Below are 23,751 nucleotides of genomic sequence, written 5' to 3' on the forward strand. Positions count from 1 at the left end.
ATTTTCAATAAAACAAGTATTATTTTGTCAAATTATAGTTTTCAATCAAAATTTCCACAGCTTTTTCAAGTTTTTTATAAAAACTATCGACATTTCCATTCTTTATGATGGCAAATTGGCTATCTAATTCGGCAATTTCCCCAATAACCTTTTTCCCGATCGTCAAAACGTATCCTTCATAGCTGTCTTTTCCAACAGTCACTTTTGCATCCGTTAATTGAATTTCAATTTTCTTATCTTTTTTACTCATACTCTACCTCTTTTCACTTTTTCTATTGTACAAGAAAATGCTCAAACTAGCAAGAAAAAACTCCATTTCAGCCATTACAACTGCTACGGAGTTCTTCTTTACTTCATGTCTTTTAGTCCACTTTGACAATCCATCCTTCAGGCGCTTCTACATCACCAAATTGGATACCAGTCAATTCATCATAGAGTTTACGTGTAACAGGACCTACTTCTGTTTCACTATAGAAAACATGGAAATCATCGCCATGTTGGATACCTCCAATTGGCGAAATAACCGCTGCTGTTCCACAAGCACCTGCCTCTACAAAACGATCCAAGTTATCAATTGGGACATCGCCTTCAATCGGAGTCAAGCCCAAGCGGTGTTCTGCCAAGTAAAGCAAAGAATACTTGGTAATAGATGGCAAGATGGATGGACTCAATGGCGTAACAAATTCATTGTCTGCCGTGATTCCAAAGAAGTTGGCTGATCCGACTTCTTCAATTTTTGTATGTGTAGATGGGTCTAGGTAGATAACATCTGAAAATTGACGTGACTTGGCCATTTTACCTGGAAGGAGACTAGCAGCATAGTTCCCACCTACCTTGGCCGCACCTGTACCATTTGGGGCTGCCCGGTCGTATTCATCCTGAATCAAGAAGTTGGTTGGGACTAAACCACCTTTAAAATAGTTACCAACTGGCATAGCAAAGATGGTGAAAATATACTCTTCCGCAGGTTTAACCCCAATAATATCCCCAACACCAATCAAAAGTGGACGAAGATAAAGGGTTCCACCTGTTCCATATGGTGGGACGTATTCTTCATTTGCACGCACAACTGCTTTACAAGCTTCTACAAACATTTCTGTCGGAACTTGTGGCATCAAAAGACGATCACAAGTACGTTGCAAACGCTTAGCATTTTCGTCAGGACGGAACAATTGAACACTGCCGTCCTTGGTACGATAGGCTTTCAATCCCTCAAATGCTTGCTGTCCATAGTGGAGACTTGGAGAAGACTCTGAAATATGTAAGGTTGCATCCTCTGTCAATTCTCCTTGATCCCATTGACCATTTTTGTAGTGAGCGATATAACGGTAAGGTAATTTCATATAAGCAAAGCCAAGATTTTCCCAATCAATTGCAACTGTCATGTGTTTCTCCTTTATACTATTCAAACTATGTGTTCTATTCTACACTTTTCTAGTAAAATTTCAAGTATTATTTGTAATTTTCTGAAAATTTTTTCAACATAAAGAAATCAGCCCTCTGGACTGATTCTTTTTACGAATTTGTTTTGTCCTCTTTAAAGACTTCTTTGAGGTAAGCATCGAAAACTTCTTCATCTGAAATGGTGTCTGAAATAAAGCTTCCATTGCTAGTACGTTCTGACAAGTTGAGGTCTTGCAATCGACTCTCATAGATTGTTCCCTTGTTAGATTGGACAAGTAACGTTTGGTCGTTTTCTTCTACTTCTGTACTAAAGAGATCACCAACGAAACCTTGCTCTGCAACTGCTCCAGCCAAGAAGACTCGGTGCGGTTTGTTTTTCAACTCGCGCAAGACTTGTAGGCCTCGTTTAGCACGGCTGGTCGCCGGAATTTCCTCACAAGAGACACGTTTCAAGCTACCACGTTGGGTCAAGAGGTAGAAGGATGAAGTGTTACAGATAAATGCGGATTGGAGGACATCATCTGCTTTCAGGTTCATAGCCTTGACCCCTGCCGCCTTGGAACCAACAACTGGAACCTCTTCGATATTAAAACGAAGGGCATAACCGTTTTGACTAATCAAGAGAACATCATCTAGTTTGATTGGAGCTACTGCTACTATCTGGTCTGTCTCGTCTTTGAGTTTGGCATACTTGACAGACTTAGACTTGTAGGTCCGCCATGGAGTGAATTCTTTGCGTTCTACACGTTTAATTTGACCAAGACGAGTTGCAGCAAAGTAGGTTGTCGCATCATCAAACTGATCTACCACTTCAACATAAAGGATTTCTTCATTAGTTTCGAAGTTTGTGACAGTTTGGCTTAGGTGCTCTCCGATATCCTTCCAACGAATATCTGCCAATTCGTGGATTGGTCGATAGATGACATTCCCAAGAGTCGTGAACATCAAGAGGTGCTGGGTTGTCTTAGTAGCTTGAACAAAGATCAAACGATCATCATCACGTTTACCAATTTCTTCCAGCGTAGAAGCTGCAAAGGAACGTGGGCTAGTACGCTTGATATAGCCTGCCTTGGTTACGCTGACATAAGTATCTTCCTCGGCAATCAAACTAGCTGTATCAATCTCGATTGCTTTCGCAGTATCTTCCAAAGTACTCAAACGTGGTGTCGCAAATTTCTTTTTAACCTCACGAAGTTCTTTCTTCATGAGATTGTACATAGTCCGTTCATCACCGATGATAGCCGCAAGCATGGCAATCTTTTCACGCAATTCTGCTTCTTCTTCCTGCAAGACAACCACGTCTGTATTGGTCAAACGGTAAAGTTGCAAGGTAACGATGGCCTCAGCCTGCTCTTCTGTAAACTCATAGCTGACCTTGAGGTTTTCCTTGGCGTCAGCCTTATTCTCAGAGGCACGGATAAGAGCAATAACTTCGTCCAAAATCGAAATCACGCGAATCAAACCTTCAACGATATGAAGACGTTTCTCAGCCTTTTCCTTGTCAAAGCGGGAACGCGCCAAAATCACTTCACGACGGTGGGCGATATAGCTAGACAGGATTGGGACAATCCCAACCTGACGAGGTGTGAAATTGTCAATCGCCACCATGTTAAAGTTGTAGTTGATTTGCAAGTCGGTGTATTTGAAGAGATAGTTGAGTACAAGCTTGGTATTAGCATCTTTCTTAAGCTCAATAGCAATACGAAGACCGTCACGGTCAGACTCATCACGAACCTCAGCAATACCTGCCACCTTGTTATTGACGCGAACATCATCAATTTTCTTGACCAGATTGGCTTTATTGATTTCATAAGGAATCTCAGTGATAACGATTTGTTCCTTACCGCCTTTTAGCTTTTCAACCTCCGTCTTAGAACGAACAACGACGCGCCCTTTCCCAGTTTCATAGGCTTTCTTGATTTCATCACGACCCTGGATGATAGCCCCTGTAGGGAAGTCAGGTCCAGGCAAGAATTCCATGAGTTTGTCCACCTTGGCTGTTGGGTGGTCAATCATGTAAACCGTCGCATCAATGACTTCAGCCAAATTATGCGGAGGAATGTCTGTAGCATAACCAGCCGAAATCCCAGTCGAACCATTGACTAAGAGGTTTGGAAAGGCTGCTGGCAAAACCGTCGGTTCTTTCTCGGTATCGTCAAAGTTCCAAGCAAAGGGAACTGTCTTTTTCTCGATATCTTGAAGAAGATAACCAGCAATCTCAGACAAACGAGCCTCGGTATAACGCATAGCCGCAGGCGGATCTCCGTCCATAGAACCGTTATTACCGTGCATTTCAACTAGAATCTCACGATTTTTCCAGTCCTGAGACATACGGACCATGGCATCATAGATGGAAGAATCCCCGTGTGGGTGGAAATTCCCCATGATATTCCCGACTGACTTGGCAGATTTACGGTAGCTCTTGTCAAAGGTATTGCCATCCTTATTCATCGAATAAAGGATACGGCGCTGAACCGGCTTCAAGCCATCACGAATATCTGGCAAAGCCCGGTCTTGAATGATGTACTTGGAGTAGCGACCAAAGCGCTCTCCCATGATGTCCTCAAGGGACATGTTTTGAATGTTACTCATATAGGATACAAAGCCCGTAAAATGCAAAGAGAAAATAGGAAATTATTGCAGTGAGCGATGCTCACAAGAGAATTTATCTTTTTCACACAGCATTTAGGGCGTGTTCAACTCCTTTCAAAGAATGTAGAGTAGGTTTTTACATTAAAATTGGTATTAAGAAAAATATTTTTAGATACTATTTAAGTCATTCACAAACACTTATTTAGATTAAGCAAAGGCAACTATTTCCTATGGATTATTCTTTCTTCTTTGAAGTGTGTATAAATATTGACAAGGTAAATAAGAAACTATAGCAGTTGATATCAGCAAGATATTAAACATAAACTTTTGCCCTTGAAATAGCTCCTCCCAATGCATTGTATTAAGATAATGAAAAATTAAACCAAATAAATAACAGATACTGATAGGGAAGACTCTCCACTTGATTGATTTGTATAAATAATATAAGCGTATTGAGTGATAGAGCGTGGAAGAAATAAGCATAGGTAAACAAAAAGAAATTAGAAAGAACGAAAATCTTAAAGCATCATCAAAAAGCTCTGTGCGATCTATTGAAATAAGCCAAATATTACACATCGTTATAATAATCGGGAAAAATAATCCATACACCCTTTTATGTAACTTATTTCTTTTGATAGCTAGAAATATAGAGGACACCAATACTAAAATTTGTACTCCTGGGAATCCCATAAAAAATGTAACAAATACATAATCTAACATACTAGTTCAACCTCTCCTCAGCATACTTAATCATCTTCTCAGCTACTTCTTTATCGTAGTCAAATCCCATCTTTTGGGCAAGGATTTGAGCCTCTTGGTGGAAAAGTTCCATGGTAGCATATAAAGACTGAGTGATTTTATCTAAACTTGAGAAATCAAGCAGATTTGAGAATTGTTTCTCTTTCTCAGCAGGTAAATAGTTAAAGAGATACTTGTAGTTCTTGCCGATATCGACTGTTCCCCTATCACTTGAAACCTGCCAAGCCAAAACCTTCAAGAGTTCTTGTTGGCAAATCCCGTAGAGATGGTCGGTTGCATAGATGACTTGCTTACGACAAATCCCTTTGACCACGTAGGCTGATACCCACCAAAATTCATTGCAGGCTTTTTCGAAATCTGTCTGACTAGCTGGATTTGTCCAGTAACGTTGAGGACTTGTAGTATAGGACTCAAACAAGCCTTTCTCATCTTTCAAAACTGTATAATCAGCTTCACTATCCACCCACTCTTGAATGTGGTCTTTGGGGCAGAGGGTCAAATCAATCCGATTTCCATCTTCAAATAGCATCAGATAAAGTCGACGGTTGCCTAGTACATTATACTGCTCAATGATACGAGTGCCAAACTGGTCTAACCAAGAAAGGTCACTCGTCAGATTATCTAAGTCGTCCACGACATAAACAACATCATAGTCTTGAAACTCGTCTTTTGATACTTTTGTATCCGTTCGTGAACCAGACATGGCGACAGCCTCGACTTTTAGACTTTTTGCGGTTTGTAAAATTAGATCAAACATTTGCGCTTCACTTCTATGTTGTCTGCACATATCTTTTATAGAATTATTTTTCATTGCCGTCTTGCTCCTCTTGTTTTTGGATGCCTCGTATTCTTTTCATCTCAAGTTCGCCTACTATCAATTGAATAGTTGAACAAATTCCCGAAACGATTAAAATAAAATAAAACAAATTCATATCGTTTCTATGATATATTTGAAAACTTCTCCATAATACAAAAGTATTTACTAATGAAAGAAGGAAAAGTAAAATAGCATTGAATCGAAGTATTATAGCAAACTTACTCTTAAAATACCTATAATGTTTTCCAATTCTATAGAGAGTATATAGTGAAAAAACAATCATCAAAGGGGTGAACGCAAGTGCATAAAATAAGATAAACCCTATTCCTGAGTATGGTTTACTTTCCATTGGTAGATCTAATAGACAGATACCAATAGTGAGGATGTTCAATATAAACAAGGATACTGTGCGAGCACACTCTTTTCTACCTTTATTGGTCATTAAATCATATATAATTCCCAAAATGGCTAGGAGAACAAGGAAAAAAGGCAACATTAACAACGTAATCAATACCACACCTCCAATAGTTTTAGCGATTGTTTACCTACAAAAGATAATCATCACCTTTACTTGAACTTTATATCTCCCCTGTCTGGTAAAGGTTATACCCTTCGTAATAATATGAAGCATCCACACCCTTAAATAAACAGGCCTGAGTGAGGTCTTCAGTTTGATTATTCAAGAGGAGATACTTGAGTTTGCCAGTCGATACCGCGCTACGCTTCGTGGCTAGGAGGTAATCTTCCTTGTCCACGTGAGACCAGTCCACGACTTGCCCCAGCTCAGCCTTGAGGAGATGATCCTGCCAGAGCCTCATACTTCTTCCGTTTCCTTCTCAAAAAGGGTGGGCGATATTTAGCTCAAGGTACTTTTCGACAATCTGCTCAAAGGTCTGCTGAGGCATCCTGTCAATATTTTCCAAGGAAGCTGCTAGATACATGACAGGCGCAAAGCGAACATTCCCTTTGGCGAGATTGACTGTCCGAATCTGGCAGGCGAAGTCATAGATTTCTTCAAATAAGAAGCCATGAATAACGGCCAGAGTCGCATAGGTTCCAGTTGCTTTATCGTCCAGAAGCTGCTTTTCAAAAAGCTCTTTCGCTCGGGTTTTGCTGATTTTTTCTTCCATCTTGGATAGTTCAAGCGAATCCATCAGACCAAGTTTATTGTCAAACGTCATAAATACAACTCCTTTCATTTAGATAGATTTTCTAAGTCCTGCTCCCACAGGTTTAAAACCTACTGTCTGATAAAATCCATCCGCTTCTGATATTAATTCAGTGCGAGTCAAAGGATGTTTTTGATGAATTTCAGCGATCAATCGCCGTCCTAATCCTTTTCCGCGATAGGCTTTATCAATGATAATCTCAGCTAAAAAGGTCGTCATGACTTCATCTGTCAAGTAGCGTGCAAAGCCAAGGATTTTCTGGTCCTCTTCAAGCACCAAGTAATGGGACAGATTTGTTGAAAATAATGATTTCACTTTTTCCTCTGTAAAAGAAAGCCATTTTTCATTTTGATAAAGGGAATAAATAGCTTGACAATCTTTTGTGCTTGCAGGTCTGATTATCATTTTCTACTCCTTTCAAATCCGATGCGACCACTAACAATTTTTCAACTCAAATTTAGTTATATTCTAGTTGTTCTCCGTCGCTTCTTCTCTCGCCTTCTTAGCTGGCTTGCGTTTTTTATAGCAGCTACGGATGGTGTTGAGGTGGTCGCGAAGATTGACCTTGTGAGTTCTTTTGGGATAAGCATAAGCATCGATGGCAGTATAGTCCACGAGGAAATCATAGATTTCCTGCAGCTTGAGGCGGACGGTCTTATTCTGGCTGGGAGTCTTGCCCTTGAGATCAGTCAGTCGCATATATGGCTTGCTTGCGACAAATCCCTTTAACCACGTAGGCTGACACCCACCAAAATTCATTGCAGGCTTTGTCAAACTCTATTGCACTAGCTGGGCTTGTCCAAAAACATTGAGGACTTGGAAAGTAGGGTTCAAATAAACTCTTCTTATCTTCTAAAACGGTGAACCCTGCTTCACTATCCACCCACTCTTGAATATACTCCGTAGGACAGAGGGTCAAATCAATCCGATTTCCATCTTAAAAAAGCATGAGAAATAGACGGCGATGTTCCAACCGAACCTCTTGCTCAATCATACGTTTGCCAAACTGATCTATCCAAGATAAATCTGAAATTAGCTCTTCCAGATTCTCTACGACATAGACTACGTCGCAGTCTTGAAATTCATCTTTTGGAGCTTGGTCATTTGTTCTAGAACCCGATAAAGCAACAGCATCGACTTTTAAAGTTTTAGCTGTTCTTAAAATCAGTCCAAGCATTTAGGATTCTGTTCTCATATTTCACTCCTTCATCACTTAGAGCTGTTTGAAATTGCTTTTCATTATAAATCGTAAACCATTTGCCATCTCTGACATAACTAAGCAATTAATCATTATACCCAGCCAAAAGGTATTCTGTGTCTTACTGATTTCGTTTGGTGTAATGGAGATAGAGAGGAGGAAGATAGGAAACTAGAATCATCAAAATCATTACCAAGAATGTCAACAGATGGATCTGAACTAAATTTACCACATACCATCCCAGAATACCTACAGATAGGGGACCTAAAATATAGGATAGGAAAATCAAAAAAGCCTTCCACCGTTTCTCCGGATAGACATAACACAATCGAATAAGTGTGTAGATTAAGGCTCCTGCTATCAAAGGAAAACCAAATAAAATCATGACAAAGGATGCCACTAAAGAACCGGATTCTGACGAATCCATATTGAATAAAAGCATCAAGATCATAAACAAGGTAAATACAATCGGTGCATATAAACCTTGGAAACTTTTTTTTCGACTGTTAATGTAGAATGCAAGAATAGCCGAGGGTAAAGAAACTAAGAAAACCAAACCCAAATAACTTCCAAAAATCGAATGTCCTGAACTATCCATTAATCATACTCCTTAAAACACAGTCGCTTCTTCCAGCGTAAACTTGACATTATCCTCAATCCACTTACGGCGTGGCTCGACCTTATCTCCCATGAGGACATTGACACGGCGTTCAGCGCGTGCTAGATCTTCGATTGTGACACGGATGAGGGTACGCGTTTCTGGGTTCATAGTTGTTTCCCAGAGCTGGTCTGCATTCATCTCACCAAGACCTTTGTAGCGTTGGAGAGTGGCTCCTTTGCCAAATTGCTTACGGAGTTCTTCTAGCTCTCCGTCCGTCCAAGCATAGGCCACTTCTTCTTTCTTTCCTTTCCCTTTGGACATCTTGTAAAGAGGCGGAAGGGCGATATAGACATGTCCTGCCTCAACTAGCGGACGCATATAACGGTAGAAGAATGTTAAAAGAAGAGTTTGGATATGGGCACCATCGGTGTCCGCATCGGTCATGATAATGATCTTGTCATAGTTGGCATCTTCAATAGAGAAGTCTGCACCCACACCCGCACCAATGGTATAAATCATCGTGTTGATTTCTTCATTTTTGAGAATATCTGCCATCTTGGCCTTGGCTGTATTAATCACCTTACCACGAAGAGGTAGGATAGCTTGGAACTTACGGTCACGGCCTTGCTTGGCAGAACCACCGGCAGAATCCCCCTCAACTAGGTAGAGTTCATTCTTAGCAGGATTCTTAGACTGGGCTGGGGTCAATTTTCCAGACAACAAGCCCTTGTCTTTCTTGTTTTTCTTACCATTTCGGCTCTCATCACGCGCCTTGCGAGCCGCTTCACGGGCATCACGCGCCTTGATAGCTTTGCGAATAAGATTGGAAGCCAATTCTCCATTTTCCATAAGGAAGAAAGTTAGTTTTTCAGCCACAATCCCATCCACAACTGGACGAGCCAGAGGACTCCCTAGTTTATCCTTGGTCTGACCTTCAAACTGGAGGTGTTCTTCAGGAACCAGAATAGAAAGAACGGCTGCTAGTCCCTCGCGATAATCTGAACCTTCAAGATTTTTATCTTTTTCCTTGAGAAGTCCTGTCTTACGCGCATAGTCATTCATGACTTTGGTAATAGCAGACTTAAGTCCCGTCTCATGCGTTCCACCATCCTTGGTACGGACGTTATTGACAAAGGATAAGATGTTATCTGAAAATCCATCATTGTACTGGAGGGCAACTTCCACTTGGAAACCATTGTCTTCGCCTTCAAAGTAAAGAACTGGTGTCAAGGTTTCCTTGTCTTCGTTCAGATAGGAAACAAAGTCTTGTACCCCGTTCTCATAATGGAATTCGATTGCTTCATCTGTTCGTTTGTCTGTCAGAGACAAGGTGACATTTTTTAAGAGAAAGGCTGACTCATTGAGTCGTTCTGAAATGGTATTGTACTTAAAGTCTGTCGTAGAAAAAATAGTCGCATCAGGCATAAAAGTAACCTTGGTACCTGTCTTAGACTTAGCTGCTGTCCCTACCTTTTGAAGAGTTGTTACTGGCTTACCACCATTTTCAAATCGTTGTTTATAAACCGTTCCATCACGGGTGATTTCAACTTCCAGCCAACTTGATAGGGCATTAACGACTGAAGATCCCACCCCGTGGAGACCACCAGATGTCTTATAACCCCCTTGACCGAATTTCCCTCCGGCATGGAGAATGGTAAAGATAACCTCAACGGTTGGAATTCCCATGGCGTGCATCCCAGTCGGCATCCCTCGACCATGGTCTTGAACGGTTAGACTGCCGTCTTTATTGATAGTCACATCAATGCGGTCACCAAATCCAGACAAGGCTTCATCGACTGCATTGTCCACAATTTCCCAGACTAGGTGATGGAGACCCGCACCGTCAGTCGATCCGATATACATCCCTGGACGTTTACGGACCGCATCCAACCCTTCTAGCACCTGAATGGCGTCGTCATTGTAGTTGTTAATATTGATTTCCTTTTTTGACACAAGGAACCTCCTATTTGTTCATCTTTTCTATTTTACAGGTTTTCTAGCGATTTTGCAAAGCTTTTCCCTTTCAGCTGTCACAATTTCACAGGATATTCTCTGACTTTCTATACCGTTTCATGGTATAATAGTTCTATGATGACATTTGTATTATTAATTTTAGCTTATTTGCTAGGTTCGATTCCGTCTGGTCTTTGGATTGGACAAATCTTCTTTCAAACAAATCTGCGTGAACATGGTTCTGGAAACACCGGAACAACCAATACTTTTCGAATTTTAGGTAAGAAAGCGGGTATGGCAACCTTTGTGATTGACTTCTTTAAAGGAACCTTGGCCACTCTCCTTCCAATCCTTTTCCACCTTCAAGGTGTATCACCTCTTGTATTTGGACTTTTGGCTGTGATTGGACATACTTTCCCTATCTTTGCAGGATTTAAGGGGGGTAAGGCTGTCGCAACCAGTGCTGGAGTGATTTTCGGATTTGCGCCTGTTTTCTGTCTCTATCTAGCAATCGTATTCTTTGGAAGCCTCTATCTAGGTAGTATGATTTCACTGTCTAGCGTTACTGCTTCTATCGCAGCCGTTATCGGAGTTCTCCTATTTCCACTATTTGGATTTATCCTGAGCAGCTACGACCCTCTCTTCATTCTGATTATCCTGGCACTTGCTAGCTTGATTATCATTCGTCACAAGGATAATATCGCACGCATCAAAAATAAAACTGAAAATCTCGTCCCTTGGGGATTGAACCTAACCCATCAAAATCCTAACAAATAAAACGCCAGTTTGAACTGACGTTTTTTGTATGCTTATTTTGACTTGATGTAATTGATACCGTCTGCCTTAGGTGCAACTGCTTTTCCAAAGAAGGCTGCCAAGACCAGGATGGTCAAGACATAAGGCGCGATTTGAAGGTAAACCGCTGGCACTCCTTGTAGGAAAGGCAATTGAGAACCGATAACTGCCAAACTTTGTGAAAGTCCAAAGAAAAGACTAGAAAGCATAGCACCAATTGGGTTCCATTTACCAAAGATCATCGCAGCAAGGGCAATAAATCCAGGACCGACAATAGTTGTCACTGAGAAGTTAACTGAAATGGATTGAGCATAAATCGCTCCCCCAATTCCACCAAGGAAACCTGAAATAACAACCCCAAGATATCTCATTTTGTAGACATTGATCCCCAAGGTATCCGCTGCTTGAGGGTGTTCACCAACAGAGCGAAGACGAAGACCAAAACGTGTCTTAAAGAGAATAAACCAAGCAAGGAAAGAGAAGGCAATCGCGATATAACCTAGTAGACTGGTTGACTTGAAGAAGATATCTCCAATCACTGGGATATCAGCCAAAACTGGGAAATCAAAACGTCCAAAAGTCTGGCTTAAGTTATCCGTTTGCCCTTTGTTATAAAGAACTTTAACCAAGAAAACTGCTAGGGCAGGAGCCATCAAGTTCAATACTGTACCACTGACAACATGGTCCGCACGGAAATGAACTGTAGCGACTGCATGGATGAGGGAGAAAATAGCTCCCACGATACCAGCAACTAACAAGGAAATCCAAGGAGTCGCTGCTCCAAGTTGTGCTGCAAACTCAAGGTTAAAGACAACCCCAGAAAAGGCCCCCATAACCATAATTCCTTCAAGACCGACATTAACGACACCACCGCGTTCAGAGAAAACTCCCCCGATACTCGTAAAAATAAGTGGTGCTGAGTAAATCAGCATAGAAGAGACCAAGAGGGTGAGTAATGTTGTAATAGACATCCTTACTTAGCTCCTTTAACTTGTTTTTTAGGTTTGACAAAGCGTTCGATAATGTAGTGAACGCTGACAAAGAAGATAATAGACGCTGTTACAATGCTAACAAGCTCAGACGGAACTTGCGCTGCGTTCATACCCGGTGCTCCTACTTGCAAAACTCCAAATAAGAAGGCTGCAAAGAGAATTCCAATTGGTGAATTTCCAGCAAGCAAACTAACTGCCATCCCGTTAAATCCGATAGCTAATGATGATCCCTGAACGTAAACGTTTTGGAAAGTTCCAAGACCTTCGACCGCTCCACCAAGACCAGCCAAGGCACCAGAGATAATCATTGATAGGATGATTGTACGTTTTGCTGAAATACCAGCGTACTCTGAAGCATGGGGATTGAGACCAACTGCACGAATTTCAAAACCGAGAGTCGTTTTCTTGAGCAAGAACCAAATCACAGCTACAGCAATGATTGCAAAGAAGATTCCGATATTCATACGGGAATTTCCAGTCAACTCTGATAACCATGGTGTCTGGTATGTAGCATTGGCACTAACACGAATCGTTGAGTCTGTACTTTGCATAATATCTTTCGGAAAGGCATGAATAAAGGCATTTCCCACATACAATACAATGTAGTTCATCATGATGGTCACGATAACCTCTGACGTACCGAGATAGGCTCTGAGGATACCTGGAATCGCACCAACAATTCCACCTGCGATCAAAGCAATGATCACTGTCAATGGAATCAAAACGAGACGAGGCATATCTGGATTTGACAAGGCAAACCAACCACTGAGAATCCAGCCTGCAAGTGCTTGACCAGGAAGTCCAACGTTAAAGAAACCTGCTCGACTGGCAACTGCGAAACCAAGACCTATCAAGACAAGAGGACCCATGGCACGGAAAATTTCTCCAATCCCACGGAGGCTACCGAAAGCTGTATAGAATAACTCCTCATAACCCCAGATAGCATCATAGCCGAAGATCCACATGACAATGGCTCCGAGCAAGATTCCTAAGAATACGGAAATCAAGGGAACCGAAATTTGTTGTAATTTTTTAGACATCACTCTTCTCCTTTCCCAAGTTTCCACCTGCCATCAAGACACCAAGTTCTTGTTTGTTAGTTGTTTCTGGCGATACAATACCTTGAATCTTACCATCATGAATAACAGCAATTCGGTCTGAGACATTTAAAATCTCATCCAATTCAAAGCTGACAACAAGGACAGCCTTCCCGTTATCACGTTCTTCAATCAAACGTTTGTGGATATATTCAATAGCACCGACATCCAAACCACGAGTTGGCTGGCTGACGATAAGGAGATCAGGATCTCGGTCAATCTCACGAGCAATAATCGCTTTTTGTTGATTTCCTCCTGAGAGTGCAGCTGCTGGGACAAATTCGCTTGCCGCACGGACGTCAAACTCTTCCATTAATTTCTTAGCATGTGAAGTGATATTGGCATAGTTCAAGATGCCATTTTTGCTGAGTGGTTCTTTGTAGTAGGTTTGAAGAGCAATATTTTCTGAAATCATCATCTCCAAAATCAAGCCATCCCGGTGACGATCCTCAGGAACGTGTCCCACGCTTAGTTCTGTAATTTGTCGAGGATGCATCCCCACGATTGATTTGCCTTTTAATTCAACGATACCTGACTCAACCTTACGAAGACCAGTAATGGCTTGAATGAGTTCAGACTGACCATTGCCATCAATACCTGCAATACCAACAATTTCACCAGCACGAACATCCAAAGAAAGATTCTTCACAGCTGGTACACCGCGATTTTCATTGACAACCAAGTCTTTGATAGACAAGACCACTTCTTTGGGTTGTGGTTCCTGTTTTTCCGTTTTAAAGGAGACTGAGCGTCCAACCATCATTTCTGCCAAGTCAGCATTTGTTGCTCCTGCGATTTCAACCGTCTGGATTGATTTCCCACGACGGATAACCGTCACTCGATTCGATACCGCACGAATCTCATCTAACTTGTGGGTAATCAAAATAATGGACTTCCCTTCTTTGACAAGGTTTTTCATGATTGCCATCAACTCATCAATCTCTGAAGGAGTCAATACAGCTGTAGGTTCGTCAAAGATAAGGATGTCAGCACCACGATAGAGTGTTTTCAAGATTTCTACACGTTGTTGGGCACCAACGGAAATATCCGCCACCTTAGCAGCAGGATCCACTGCCAAACCATAACGTTCAGAAAGAGCCTTGATTTCTTTAGTAGCACCAGCTATATCTAGAACACCATTTTTAGTAATTTCACTCCCTAAAATGATATTCTCAGCTACTGTAAAAGCCTCAACCAACATAAAATGTTGGTGAACCATCCCAATTCCAAGACCAGCGGCTTTAGATGGAGAGTCAAGTTTTACAACCTGACCATTCACCACAATTTCACCACTAGTTGGTTCAAGAAGTCCTGCCAGCATATTCATCAGAGTGGATTTACCCGCTCCATTTTCTCCTAAAAGTGCATGGATTTCACCTTTTCGCAGTTGCAAGTTGATTTTGTCGTTTGCTACAAATTCACCAAACACCTTGGTAATATCCCGCATCTCAATGACATTTTCGTGTGCCATATGCTCTTCCTTTCAGAGGTTTATTTTATTTCAATAAAACCTGCTAATCACATTAACAAGCTCTATTGAGACAAAAATTGCCTCAATTCTTAAAGAAGCGACCAATGGCCGCTTCCTAAGAAATGACTTTTATCCATTATTTTTCAGGAACTTTTACGCTTCCGTCAAGGATTTTAGCTTTTGCATCTTCAACAGCTTTTTTCCCCTCTTCTGAAAGGTTTGTTACTGCTAGCTCAACCCCTTTATCTTTCAATGAGTAAACAATCACTTGTCCACCAGGGAATTCACCTTTTTCTGTTTTGTTGGCAATATCTTTTACAGTTGTACCAACTTGTTTCAATGTAGATACAAGAACAAAGTTAGATTCTTTACCATCTTTAGAAGTGTATTTACCTTCTGCTGCTTGGTCACGGTCTACACCGATAACCCAAACTTTTTCGTCTTCATTTTTGTTTTCGTTCAATGATTTTGCTTCAGCAAAGACACCAGCACCTGTACCTCCAGCCGCTTGGTAGACAACGTCTGCACCGGCAGCGTATTGAGCTGCTGCAATTGTTTTACCTTTGGCAGCATCACCAAATGAACCAGCGTAGTCAACTTGGACTTTGATAGATGGGTCTACTGATTCAACACCAGCTTTGAATCCAGCTGCAAAACGTGAAATAACTTCAGATTCGATACCACCTACAAAACCAACTTGTTTTGTTTTCGTAGTTTTCGCTGCTGCAACACCAGCAAGGTAAGCTGCTTCATTATCCGCAAATCTTACGCTCGCAACATTATTTTGACCTTCAATCACATCATCAATCAAGACATAGTTTAGGTCAGAGTGGTCTTTTGCTGCTTCCTCAACTGCATTGTGAAGGGCAAAACCAACACCGAAGATCAGGTTGTAACTTCCAGCCGCTTGTTGCAAGTTGTTAGCATAGTCTGCTTCGCTTGTTGATTGGAAGTAAGTGTAACCTTTATCTTTAGAAAGATTGTGTTCTTTACCCCAGTCTTGCAAACCTTCCCAAGCTGATTGGTTAAATGATTTATCATCAACACCACCAGTATCTGTTACGATTGCTGCTTTGGTCTTCATTTCTGATGAAGATGAAGCTGCGTTACGAGAAGAGCGGTTACCACATGCAGCAAGTCCAACTGCTGCTACTGCAACTAGACCAAGGCCTAGCCATTGTTTCTTGTTCATTACTGAACCTCCTAAATAAGATGTGCAACGATGTTGCAAGTATGGATTGGTTGGCCACAAGGACCACAGCCACTACAAGAGCGGCCCAGACTAATTTAAGTCTGTAAATGAGTATGGAAGTAACTCCCCGACCGTCATCTCGACCGTCGATTTATCTTTAGCGACTAAAGTCACTTTTAGATCTTGTTCAAAAAACTCAACCATGACCTGGCGGCAAGCACCACATGGCGAGATGGGTTTTTCAGTTTGTCCGTAGACAATCAATTCTGAAAACTCCCGTTGCCCCTCCGAAACTGCTTTAAAAATAGCAGTACGCTCTCCACAATTAGTCAAGGGATAGCTAGCATTCTCGATATTGACACCCGTATAAATGCTACCATCCTTGGCAACTAAAACAGCTCCGATAGGAAAGTGAGAATAAGGCACATAAGCTTTCTTGCTGGTTTCAATTGCTAGTTCAATCAACTCAGTAGTCGCCATCTGCTAATTCTCCTTTTAAGATTGTTACACCAGCAGATGTTCCGATACGGGTAGCGCCTGCTTCCACAAAAGCGACAGCATCTGCATATGAACGAGCTCCACCAGCCGCCTTAACTCCCATATCTGGCCCGACTGTTTCACGCATCAACTGAACATCCTCAATAGTGGCACCACCTGTTGAAAATCCAGTTGATGTTTTGACAAAGTCAGCGCCTGCTTTCTGGGATAATTGGCAGGCCACAACCTTTTCATCGTCTGTCAACAAGCAAGCTTCAATAATGACCTTAACCAACTTGTCACCACTTGCTTCTACGACAGCACGGATGTCCGATTCAACCAAATCCAGATTTCCTGATTTGAGGGCACCAACATTGATAACCATATCAATCTCATCCGCACCGTTTTGAACAGCTTCTTTTGTTTCAAAAGCTTTCACAGCTGAAGTTGTTGCTCCCAAAGGAAAACCTACTACTGTACAAACCTTTACATCTGAGCTTTCAAGCCCTGTTTTCGCATGTTTAACCCATGTGGGATTGACACAAACACTGGCAAAGTCATACTCACGCGCTTCAGATAGCAAACAATCAATTTGTTCTTGGCTTGCATCTTGCTTTAAAAGCGTATGATCAATATATTTATTTAACTTCATATTCGGATTCTCCCTGGTTTTATGAGATAATTTCTATAATTTCTCGTAAACTTTGCACTCCATCATTTATTTTAACATATTTTTGAAATTCTGTAACTAGTTCAGAAGAAATTTTTCCATTTGTATAAACTTTTGCAACAATTTCACCCTTTTGAACGGAGTCTCCAACTTTCTTTTCAAAAACAATCCCTGTTTCATAGTCCAAGTCATCAGTCTTGACTGCACGACCGGCTCCTAGTCTCATGGCATAGAGCCCAAATTCCATTGCAGGAAGAGCTGAAATAACACCCGTTTCTTGAGCAGGGATTTCCACCACATGCGCCACCTTGACTGGGCGATAGAGATCTTCTAAATCACCGCCTTGTGCTGCTACCATTTCTTCAAACTTAGCCAGTGCTTGGCCATTTTCCAGGTGTTGACGGATTTCCTCGATCGTTTTCTCAACATCAGCCAAGCCAAGCATAATCTGAGCTAGCTCGCAGATAAAGTGACTAATATCTTCTCGGCCTTTTCCTTGAAGAATCTCGATTGCTTCTAGAATTTCGAGACGATTGCCAATAGCTTTTCCCAAGGGTTGGCTCATATCGGTAATGACTGCTACTGTCTTTCGACCAACAGCCTTACCAAGATCCACCATGGTTTGAGCCAATTCGCGCGCCTCATCTACCGTCTTCATGAAGGCACCCTCACCGACCGTTACGTCTAGCAAAATGGCATCCGCTCCTGCAGCAATTTTCTTGCTCATCACCGAACTCGCAATCAAAGGAATCGTGTCGACAGTTGCTGTCACATCACGGAGGGCATAGAGAAGTTTGTCTGCTTTAACCAGCTGATCGGACTGCCCAATGACAGATACACCAATGTCCTGTACCTGACGAATGAAATCCTCTTGACTTCTCTCGACTTGATAGCCCTTAATGGACTCCAATTTATCAATTGTCCCACCAGTATGGCCGAGGCCACGACCACTCATTTTAGCAACAGGCACGCCGAAACTCGCAACAAGAGGAGCCAAGATTAAGGTCACCTTATCACCTACACCACCAGTCGAATGTTTATCAACTTTAACCCCTTCAATAGCTGACAAATCAAACTCCTGACCTGTCTTGACCATATTCATCGTCAGATCAGAAATCTCACGTGTGGTCATTCCTTTAAAATAAACAGCCATAGCAAAAGCAGACATTTGATAGTCTGGAACAGTTCCTGCCACATAGCCTTCTACTAGCCACTTGATTTCAGCTGCAGTCAGTTCTTGACCATCTCGTTTCTTTTGAATTAAATCAACTGCTCTCATTCTTTCACACTTCTAAGGATATAATATCCCTTATCTTTCTTTACGATTTCACAATTGCCAAAAACGTCTTCCATCTTACTTTTAGCACTTGGAGCACCTTGCTTTTTCTGAATGACAATGGTTAAATCTCCTCCGTCTTTCAAGAAATCTCTGCTCTTTTCGATAATCTCATGAACAACCTGTTTACCCGCTCGAATGGGTGGGTTGGAAATAACATGGTCAAATTTCCCTTCAACTTGGTCATAGATATTGGATTGAAAAATCGTTGCTTCAACCTTATTTCGTTCAGCATTTTGTCGCGCTAGGTCCAAGGCACGATTATTGATATCAACCATGGTTGCCTGAACTCCATAAGCCTTGACCAATGACAAGCCCAATGGCCCATAACCACAGCCTACATCAAGGACAGTTTCTCCTTGGTTGACCTCTAGGCACTTGAGCAAGAGCTGACTCCCAAAGTCAACCATTTTCTTGCTAAAAACACCCGCATCCGTCAAAAAGGTCATGTTTTCTCCCAACAACTCCACTCTCAACTCATGAATGTCGTGAGCAGCATCAGGATTTTCTGCATAATACATTTTACTCATAAAACTATTTTACCATAATTTGGCTTGAATTGTAAATCGTTTACAAAGTGATGATCAAATGAAAAAGACTGAAGAATCCTAGTCAAAAAACCTTTTTTCAATCTCTTTCAACTATTAGAAATACATTACAATCTATCGGGAACTACAAATTATCATAGTCAGGAAAAAAACAGATCGTCTGTAATCAGGCGCATTTTTATTACTATTTCTTAACCTTAAAATACTTTATTATCAACAGGATTCCCAATAGGATGTTTAGATAAAAACCCAACTGATAAGTTTGTGTCAAGATTTCCAAACTTGTCCAAAGTCGTATCAAATCTTCTAGTGACATACGGAATAGATATCCTTCTGTAGCAATCCACAAAATCAAAAATAGATAACTACCAGCAGCAAGCCATTTCGTCCACTGCTTTTTTTCTAGCCAAGCAATCAAGAGTGAACAGATAAAGATAACTGTTACAATGGCATGTTCCATCAAAAAAGTAAAACCGTAATAGATTTCCACAAAGCGTCTACCATTATCCGCATTCGCACCCCTTATAAAAGGTAGTGCAAAACTTAAAATAAAACAGAATTCCAATATGTAACATCTCAAGATTTTCATTGTGTACCTCCTATAAGTTGCGAACTAAAAAGCTCACTTTTAATAACTGATAAGTCTTCAGAAACAATTCCCTATCTCATTATTAAATTATTCAACCTCCATCTACCTCTATTATACGATATTGACTTACTACCATCAAGAAACCGCTTTATTTTTTGGGCTTTTTATGGTATGATAAACAAAATATCTAGGGGAAAACAAATGACCAACGAATTTTTACATTTTGAAAAAATCAGTCGCCAGACTTGGCAATCATTGCATCGCAAAACAACCCCTCCCTTGACTGAGGAAGAGTTAGAATCCATCAAGAGTTTCAATGACCAGATTAGTTTGCAAGACGTAACAGATGTCTATCTTCCCCTTGTCCATCTTATCCATATTTACAAGCGCACTAAGGATGATTTGGCATTTTCAAAAGGAATTTTCCTCCAACGTGAAAGTAAATCCCAACCTTTTATCATTGGGGTTTCTGGAAGTGTTGCTGTGGGGAAATCGACTACTAGTCGCTTACTTCAGATTCTTCTATCACGTACTCTCCCGGACGCTACTGTAGAATTGGTGACAACTGACGGTTTTCTCTATCCCAATCAAACCTTGATTGACCAAGATATCTTAAATCGCAAAGGTTTTCCTGAAAGTTATGATATGGAAACCTTGCTAAATTTTCTTGATCGCCTTAAGAACGGGCAAGATGTCGATATTCCTGTCTATTCTCATGAAGTGTATGACATCGTTCCTGGAGAGAAACAACGTGTCAAAGCTGCTGATTTTGTCATTGTCGAGGGGATTAATGTCTTTCAAAATCCTCAAAATGAGCGCCTTTACATCACTGATTTCTTTGATTTCTCCATCTATGTGGATGCCGCTGTCGAGGATATTGAAAGCTGGTATCTGGATCGTTTCTTAAAACTACTCAGCTTTGCCCAAAATGATCCCAACAGCTACTACCACCGCTTTACGCAAATGCCAATTGGAGAAGTTGAATCCTTTGCACACCAGGTTTGGACCAGTATTAATCTCACAAATCTACAAAACTATATCGAACCGACAAGGAATCGCGCCGAGGTCATTCTCCACAAAACTAAAAACCATGAAATCGATGAAATTTACCTAAAAAAATAATTTCCCCTTGTCAAAACCTAAGTTTTCATATATAATGGTATAGTTAGTAAATATGGAGGTAAGAACATTGGCAAACATTAAATCAGCTATCAAACGCGCTGAATTGAACGTTAAACAAAACGAAAAAAACTCAGCTCAAAAATCAGCTATGCGTACTGCTATCAAAGCTTTCGAAGCAAACCCTTCTGAAGAACTTTTCCGTGCTGCTAGCTCAGCTATCGACAAAGCAGAAACTAAAGGTTTGATTCATAAAAACAAAGCAAGCCGCGATAAAGCTCGTCTTTCAGCTAAACTTGCTAAATAAGAAACAGTCCATAGAGGCTGTTTTTTTGTCCTCTAATCAGAAAAGGTAGAAAATGAAAATCGCAATCATAGGATATTCTGGAGCAGGCAAGTCAACTCTAGCTGAAAAGTTGTCAAACTACTACTCCATCCCCAAACTGCATATGGACACACTCCAATTTCAACCTGGTTGGCAAGACAGTGACCGCGAATGGATGTTGACCGAGATGAAAAACTTTCTCACAAAGCACGAAGCTTGGGTCATCGATGGCAACTACTCTTGGTGTTGCTATGAAGAAAGAATGCAAGAAGCCGACCAAATCATCTTTCTCAATTTTTCACCATGGACTTGTCTCTTTCGAGCCTTTAAACGGTATCTCACATACCGAGGCAAGGTCAGAGAAAGTATGGATGCAGGTTGCCCTGAACGCTTTGACTGGGACTTTGTCAGATGGATTCTCTGGGATGGGCGGACAAAGAATGCTAAAGAACGCTATCAACGGGTTCAAGAAACCTACCCTGAGAAAGTAATTGTCCTCCGGTCTCAAAAGGAGATGGACCACTTCTTAGAAAATCTCGTACATAACAAGAAAAACCAACGTGTCTAACGTTGGTTTTTTGCTATTATCCAATCACACTTCCATTTGGTACAGCTGGATCCACTGTGAGAAGGTTTAATTTGCCATCATGTTCAGCTGATAGAATCATCCCTTGACTGACATATTTCTTCATCATTTTACGTGGTTTAAGGTTAGCAACGATTTGGACTTTCTTGCCGACCAATTCTTGTTCGTTTGGATAGTATTTAGCTATTCCTGAGAGGATTTGACGATCTTCACCATCACCAGCATCTAGGCGGAATTGGAGCAACTTATCAGAACCTTCCACTTTAGACACTTCTTTGACTTCTGCGACACGGATTTCGACCTTATCAAAGTCTTCGAACTTGATTTCATCCTTGTTGAGTTTGAGTTCAACTTCATCTGGATTCCATTCTTTTTCGACTGCTGGTTTGTTGCCTTCCATTTGTTCCTTGATATAGGCAATCTCTTCTTCCATGTCCAGACGTGGGAAGATTGGTGTTCCTTTGGCAACAACAGTCACATCTGCAGGGAAATCTGCCAAGCTCAAGTTTTCTAGGCTAGAAACTTCTGCTAGACCAAGTTGTGCCAATACAGCGCGACTAGTTTCCATCATAAATGGCTCAATCAAGTGTGCTACGACACGAAGGCTGGCTGCCAAATGGCTCATGACACTTGCCAATTGGTCACGAAGGGCTTCATCCTTAGCCAAGACCCATGGAGCTGTCTCATCGATGTATTTATTGGTACGTGAGATAAGCGTCCAGACTGCTTCTAAAGCACGTGGGTAGTCAACTGCATCCATGTGTGTATGGTAGTCAGCGATTGATTGTTCTGCTACTTGAGCAAGAGCATTGTCAAATTCAGTCACACCTTCTACATAGGCTGGAATTTGCCCATCAAAGTACTTGTTAATCATGGAAACCGTACGGTTGAGGAGGTTTCCAAGGTCATTGGCCAATTCATAGTTGATACGGCCCACATAGTCTTCTGGAGTGAAGGTTCCGTCTGAACCGACTGGAAGGCTACGCATGAGGTAGTAACGAAGTGGATCCAGTCCATAGCGCTCTACTAACATTTCAGGATAAACGACATTCCCTTTAGACTTAGACATCTTGCCGTCTTTCATGACGAACCAGCCATGGGCAATCAAACGTTCAGGCAACTTCATATCCAACATCATGAGAAGGATTGGCCAGTAGATAGAGTGGAAACGAAGAATGTCTTTTCCGACCATGTGGAAGACTGTTCCATTCCAGAATTTATCATAGTTAGCATGATCCTCTTGACCGTAACCAAGAGCAGTCGCATAGTTAAGAAGGGCATCAATCCAAACATAGACAACGTGTTTTGGATTTGATGGGACTGGTACTCCCCAGGTAAAGGTTGTACGAGAAACCGCTAAGTCTTCTAAACCTGGCTCGATGAAGTTGCGAAGCATTTCATTGAGGCGACCATCTGGAGTGATGAAGTCAGGGTGAGATTTGAAAAATTCTACCAAGCGGTCTTGGTATTTACTGAGGCGAAGGAAGTAAGACTCTTCTGAAACCCACTCCACTTCATGTCCTGATGGAGCGATACCGCCCGTTACATTTCCAGCTTCATCACGGAAAACTTCCGCAAGCTGGCTTTCTGTAAAGAATTCCTCATCTGAAACTGAATACCAACCAGAGTATTCACCCAAGTAGATATCATCTTGAGCAAGCAAGCGTTCAAAGACCTGAGCCACTACTTTTTCATGGTAGTCGTCCGTTGTACGGATAAATTTATCGTATGAGATATCGAGTAATTTCCAGAGTTCTTTGACGCCAACCGCCATCCCATCAACATAAGCTTGAGGTGTAATTCCAGCTTCTTCCGCTTTTTGCTGGATTTTCTGACCATGCTCGTCAAGACCTGTCAGATAAAAGACATCGAAGCCCATGAGGCGTTTGTAGCGAGCTAGGACATCACAAGCGATGGTTGTGTAGGCAGAACCGATATGAAGTTTACCAGATGGATAGTAAATCGGTGTTGTAATATAAAAATTCTTTTCAGACATAATTTTTCCTTTCCAGGCAAATGAAACCTGTTTTTCTAACACTTCATTATATCATATTTTTAGTG

22 protein-coding genes and 3 pseudogenes are annotated in these 23,751 nt (G+C 41.4%); 4 read left to right on the forward strand and 21 right to left on the reverse strand.

Going from position 1 to position 23,751, the window contains the following annotated elements:
• Positions 1–19: 19 nt before the first annotated feature.
• From HMPREF1115_RS05585 to parE, 11 genes and pseudogenes are all read right to left on the reverse strand, one after another.
• A complete protein-coding gene (locus HMPREF1115_RS05585; protein WP_000037107.1) occupies positions 20–250 on the reverse strand; it encodes a DUF2969 domain-containing protein in 231 nt (76 codons plus the stop codon).
• Positions 251–362: 112 nt separating this feature from the next.
• A complete protein-coding gene (locus tag HMPREF1115_RS05590; RefSeq protein WP_284697408.1) occupies positions 363–1,400 on the reverse strand; it encodes a branched-chain amino acid aminotransferase in 1,038 nt (345 codons plus the stop codon).
• A 115-nt stretch (positions 1,401–1,515) separates the two neighbouring features.
• Positions 1,516–3,996, reverse strand: a complete 2,481-nt coding sequence (gene parC / locus HMPREF1115_RS05595; RefSeq protein ID WP_080569219.1) for a DNA topoisomerase IV subunit A — start codon at positions 3,994–3,996, stop codon at positions 1,516–1,518.
• 721 nt (positions 3,997–4,717) lie between these two features.
• Complete coding sequence (locus HMPREF1115_RS05600; RefSeq protein ID WP_000794836.1) at positions 4,718–5,566, reverse strand: aminoglycoside 6-adenylyltransferase; 849 nt, start codon at positions 5,564–5,566, stop codon at positions 4,718–4,720.
• Positions 5,556–6,068 (reverse strand): hypothetical protein, encoded by a 513-nt coding sequence (locus HMPREF1115_RS0102105; protein WP_000936537.1) that lies wholly within the window; start codon positions 6,066–6,068, stop codon positions 5,556–5,558. The genes HMPREF1115_RS05600 and HMPREF1115_RS0102105 overlap by 11 nt, the downstream gene beginning before the upstream one ends.
• An 82-nt stretch (positions 6,069–6,150) precedes the next feature.
• Positions 6,151–6,753 (reverse strand): annotated as a pseudogene (fic, locus tag HMPREF1115_RS12075) (protein adenylyltransferase Fic).
• An 18-nt stretch (positions 6,754–6,771) separates the two neighbouring features.
• A complete protein-coding gene (locus HMPREF1115_RS05610) occupies positions 6,772–7,146 on the reverse strand; it encodes a GNAT family N-acetyltransferase (protein ID WP_000586879.1) in 375 nt (124 codons plus the stop codon).
• A gap of 63 nt (positions 7,147–7,209) precedes the next feature.
• Positions 7,210–7,437, reverse strand: a pseudogene (locus tag HMPREF1115_RS05615) (hypothetical protein); the annotation flags it as partial.
• Positions 7,430–7,918 (reverse strand): annotated as a pseudogene (locus HMPREF1115_RS05620) (aminoglycoside 6-adenylyltransferase); the annotation flags it as partial. The pseudogenes HMPREF1115_RS05615 and HMPREF1115_RS05620, both read right to left, overlap by 8 nt.
• A gap of 142 nt (positions 7,919–8,060) precedes the next feature.
• Positions 8,061–8,537: a hypothetical protein gene (locus tag HMPREF1115_RS11825; RefSeq protein WP_000378453.1), complete on the reverse strand. Its 477-nt coding sequence runs from the start codon at positions 8,535–8,537 to the stop codon at positions 8,061–8,063.
• Between the two features lie 12 nt (positions 8,538–8,549).
• Positions 8,550–10,493, reverse strand: coding sequence for a DNA topoisomerase IV subunit B (gene parE / locus HMPREF1115_RS05630; RefSeq protein WP_000037300.1), 1,944 nt, complete (start codon positions 10,491–10,493; stop codon positions 8,550–8,552).
• A 135-nt stretch (positions 10,494–10,628) separates the two neighbouring features.
• Here parE and plsY point away from each other — a divergent pair, with 135 nt between their 5' ends.
• A complete protein-coding gene (gene plsY / locus HMPREF1115_RS05635; protein ID WP_002882129.1) occupies positions 10,629–11,270 on the forward strand; it encodes a glycerol-3-phosphate 1-O-acyltransferase PlsY in 642 nt (213 codons plus the stop codon).
• Between the two features lie 32 nt (positions 11,271–11,302).
• Here plsY and HMPREF1115_RS05640 read toward each other — a convergent pair whose 3' ends face one another.
• The 9 genes from HMPREF1115_RS05640 to HMPREF1115_RS05680 form a co-directional block, all read right to left on the reverse strand.
• Positions 11,303–12,259 (reverse strand): ABC transporter permease, encoded by a 957-nt coding sequence (locus tag HMPREF1115_RS05640; protein ID WP_000029116.1) that lies wholly within the window; start codon positions 12,257–12,259, stop codon positions 11,303–11,305.
• A 2-nt stretch (positions 12,260–12,261) separates the two neighbouring features.
• A complete protein-coding gene (locus tag HMPREF1115_RS05645) occupies positions 12,262–13,320 on the reverse strand; it encodes an ABC transporter permease (RefSeq protein WP_000038680.1) in 1,059 nt (352 codons plus the stop codon).
• Positions 13,313–14,848, reverse strand: coding sequence for an ABC transporter ATP-binding protein (locus HMPREF1115_RS05650; protein ID WP_000929835.1), 1,536 nt, complete (start codon positions 14,846–14,848; stop codon positions 13,313–13,315). The genes HMPREF1115_RS05645 and HMPREF1115_RS05650 overlap by 8 nt, the downstream gene beginning before the upstream one ends.
• A 136-nt stretch (positions 14,849–14,984) precedes the next feature.
• Positions 14,985–16,040 carry a BMP family lipoprotein gene (locus tag HMPREF1115_RS05655; protein WP_001036151.1) on the reverse strand — a complete coding sequence of 352 codons (1,056 nt, stop codon included), beginning with the start codon at positions 16,038–16,040 and terminating at the stop codon, positions 14,985–14,987.
• A 90-nt stretch (positions 16,041–16,130) separates the two neighbouring features.
• On the reverse strand, positions 16,131–16,520 hold the full coding sequence (locus HMPREF1115_RS05660; protein WP_000246096.1) for a cytidine deaminase: 390 nt from the start codon (positions 16,518–16,520) through the stop codon (positions 16,131–16,133).
• Positions 16,507–17,169: a deoxyribose-phosphate aldolase gene (gene deoC, locus HMPREF1115_RS05665; RefSeq protein WP_000773692.1), complete on the reverse strand. Its 663-nt coding sequence runs from the start codon at positions 17,167–17,169 to the stop codon at positions 16,507–16,509. Before deoC ends, HMPREF1115_RS05660 begins: the two co-directional genes overlap by 14 nt.
• Positions 17,170–17,188: 19 nt before the next feature.
• The gene (locus tag HMPREF1115_RS05670; protein WP_001202931.1) at positions 17,189–18,466 is read right to left on the reverse strand and encodes a pyrimidine-nucleoside phosphorylase; all 1,278 of its coding nucleotides are present in this window, start codon (positions 18,464–18,466) and stop codon (positions 17,189–17,191) included.
• Positions 18,463–19,053, reverse strand: a complete 591-nt coding sequence (locus HMPREF1115_RS05675; RefSeq protein ID WP_002882155.1) for a class I SAM-dependent methyltransferase — start codon at positions 19,051–19,053, stop codon at positions 18,463–18,465. Before HMPREF1115_RS05675 ends, HMPREF1115_RS05670 begins: the two co-directional genes overlap by 4 nt.
• A 202-nt stretch (positions 19,054–19,255) precedes the next feature.
• A complete protein-coding gene (locus tag HMPREF1115_RS05680) occupies positions 19,256–19,660 on the reverse strand; it encodes a hypothetical protein (RefSeq protein ID WP_000698662.1) in 405 nt (134 codons plus the stop codon).
• Positions 19,661–19,861: 201 nt separating this feature from the next.
• Between HMPREF1115_RS05680 and coaA the strand changes: the two genes are divergently transcribed.
• The 3 genes from coaA to HMPREF1115_RS05695 all read left to right on the forward strand — a co-directional run bounded on the left by coaA (position 19,862) and on the right by HMPREF1115_RS05695 (position 21,672).
• A complete protein-coding gene (gene coaA / locus HMPREF1115_RS05685) occupies positions 19,862–20,782 on the forward strand; it encodes a type I pantothenate kinase (RefSeq protein ID WP_000180521.1) in 921 nt (306 codons plus the stop codon).
• Between the two features lie 67 nt (positions 20,783–20,849).
• A complete protein-coding gene (gene rpsT, locus HMPREF1115_RS05690; RefSeq protein ID WP_001274000.1) occupies positions 20,850–21,086 on the forward strand; it encodes a 30S ribosomal protein S20 in 237 nt (78 codons plus the stop codon).
• Positions 21,087–21,138: 52 nt separating this feature from the next.
• Positions 21,139–21,672 (forward strand): DNA topology modulation protein, encoded by a 534-nt coding sequence (locus tag HMPREF1115_RS05695; RefSeq protein ID WP_000684213.1) that lies wholly within the window; start codon positions 21,139–21,141, stop codon positions 21,670–21,672.
• Positions 21,673–21,688: 16 nt separating this feature from the next.
• Here HMPREF1115_RS05695 and metG read toward each other — a convergent pair whose 3' ends face one another.
• Positions 21,689–23,686 (reverse strand): methionine--tRNA ligase, encoded by a 1,998-nt coding sequence (metG, locus tag HMPREF1115_RS05700; protein ID WP_001291344.1) that lies wholly within the window; start codon positions 23,684–23,686, stop codon positions 21,689–21,691.
• Positions 23,687–23,751 lie beyond the last annotated feature (65 nt).

This window comes from Streptococcus oralis SK610 (genome assembly GCF_000257455.1).
Lineage (GTDB): Bacteria > Bacillota > Bacilli > Lactobacillales > Streptococcaceae > Streptococcus > Streptococcus oralis_CB.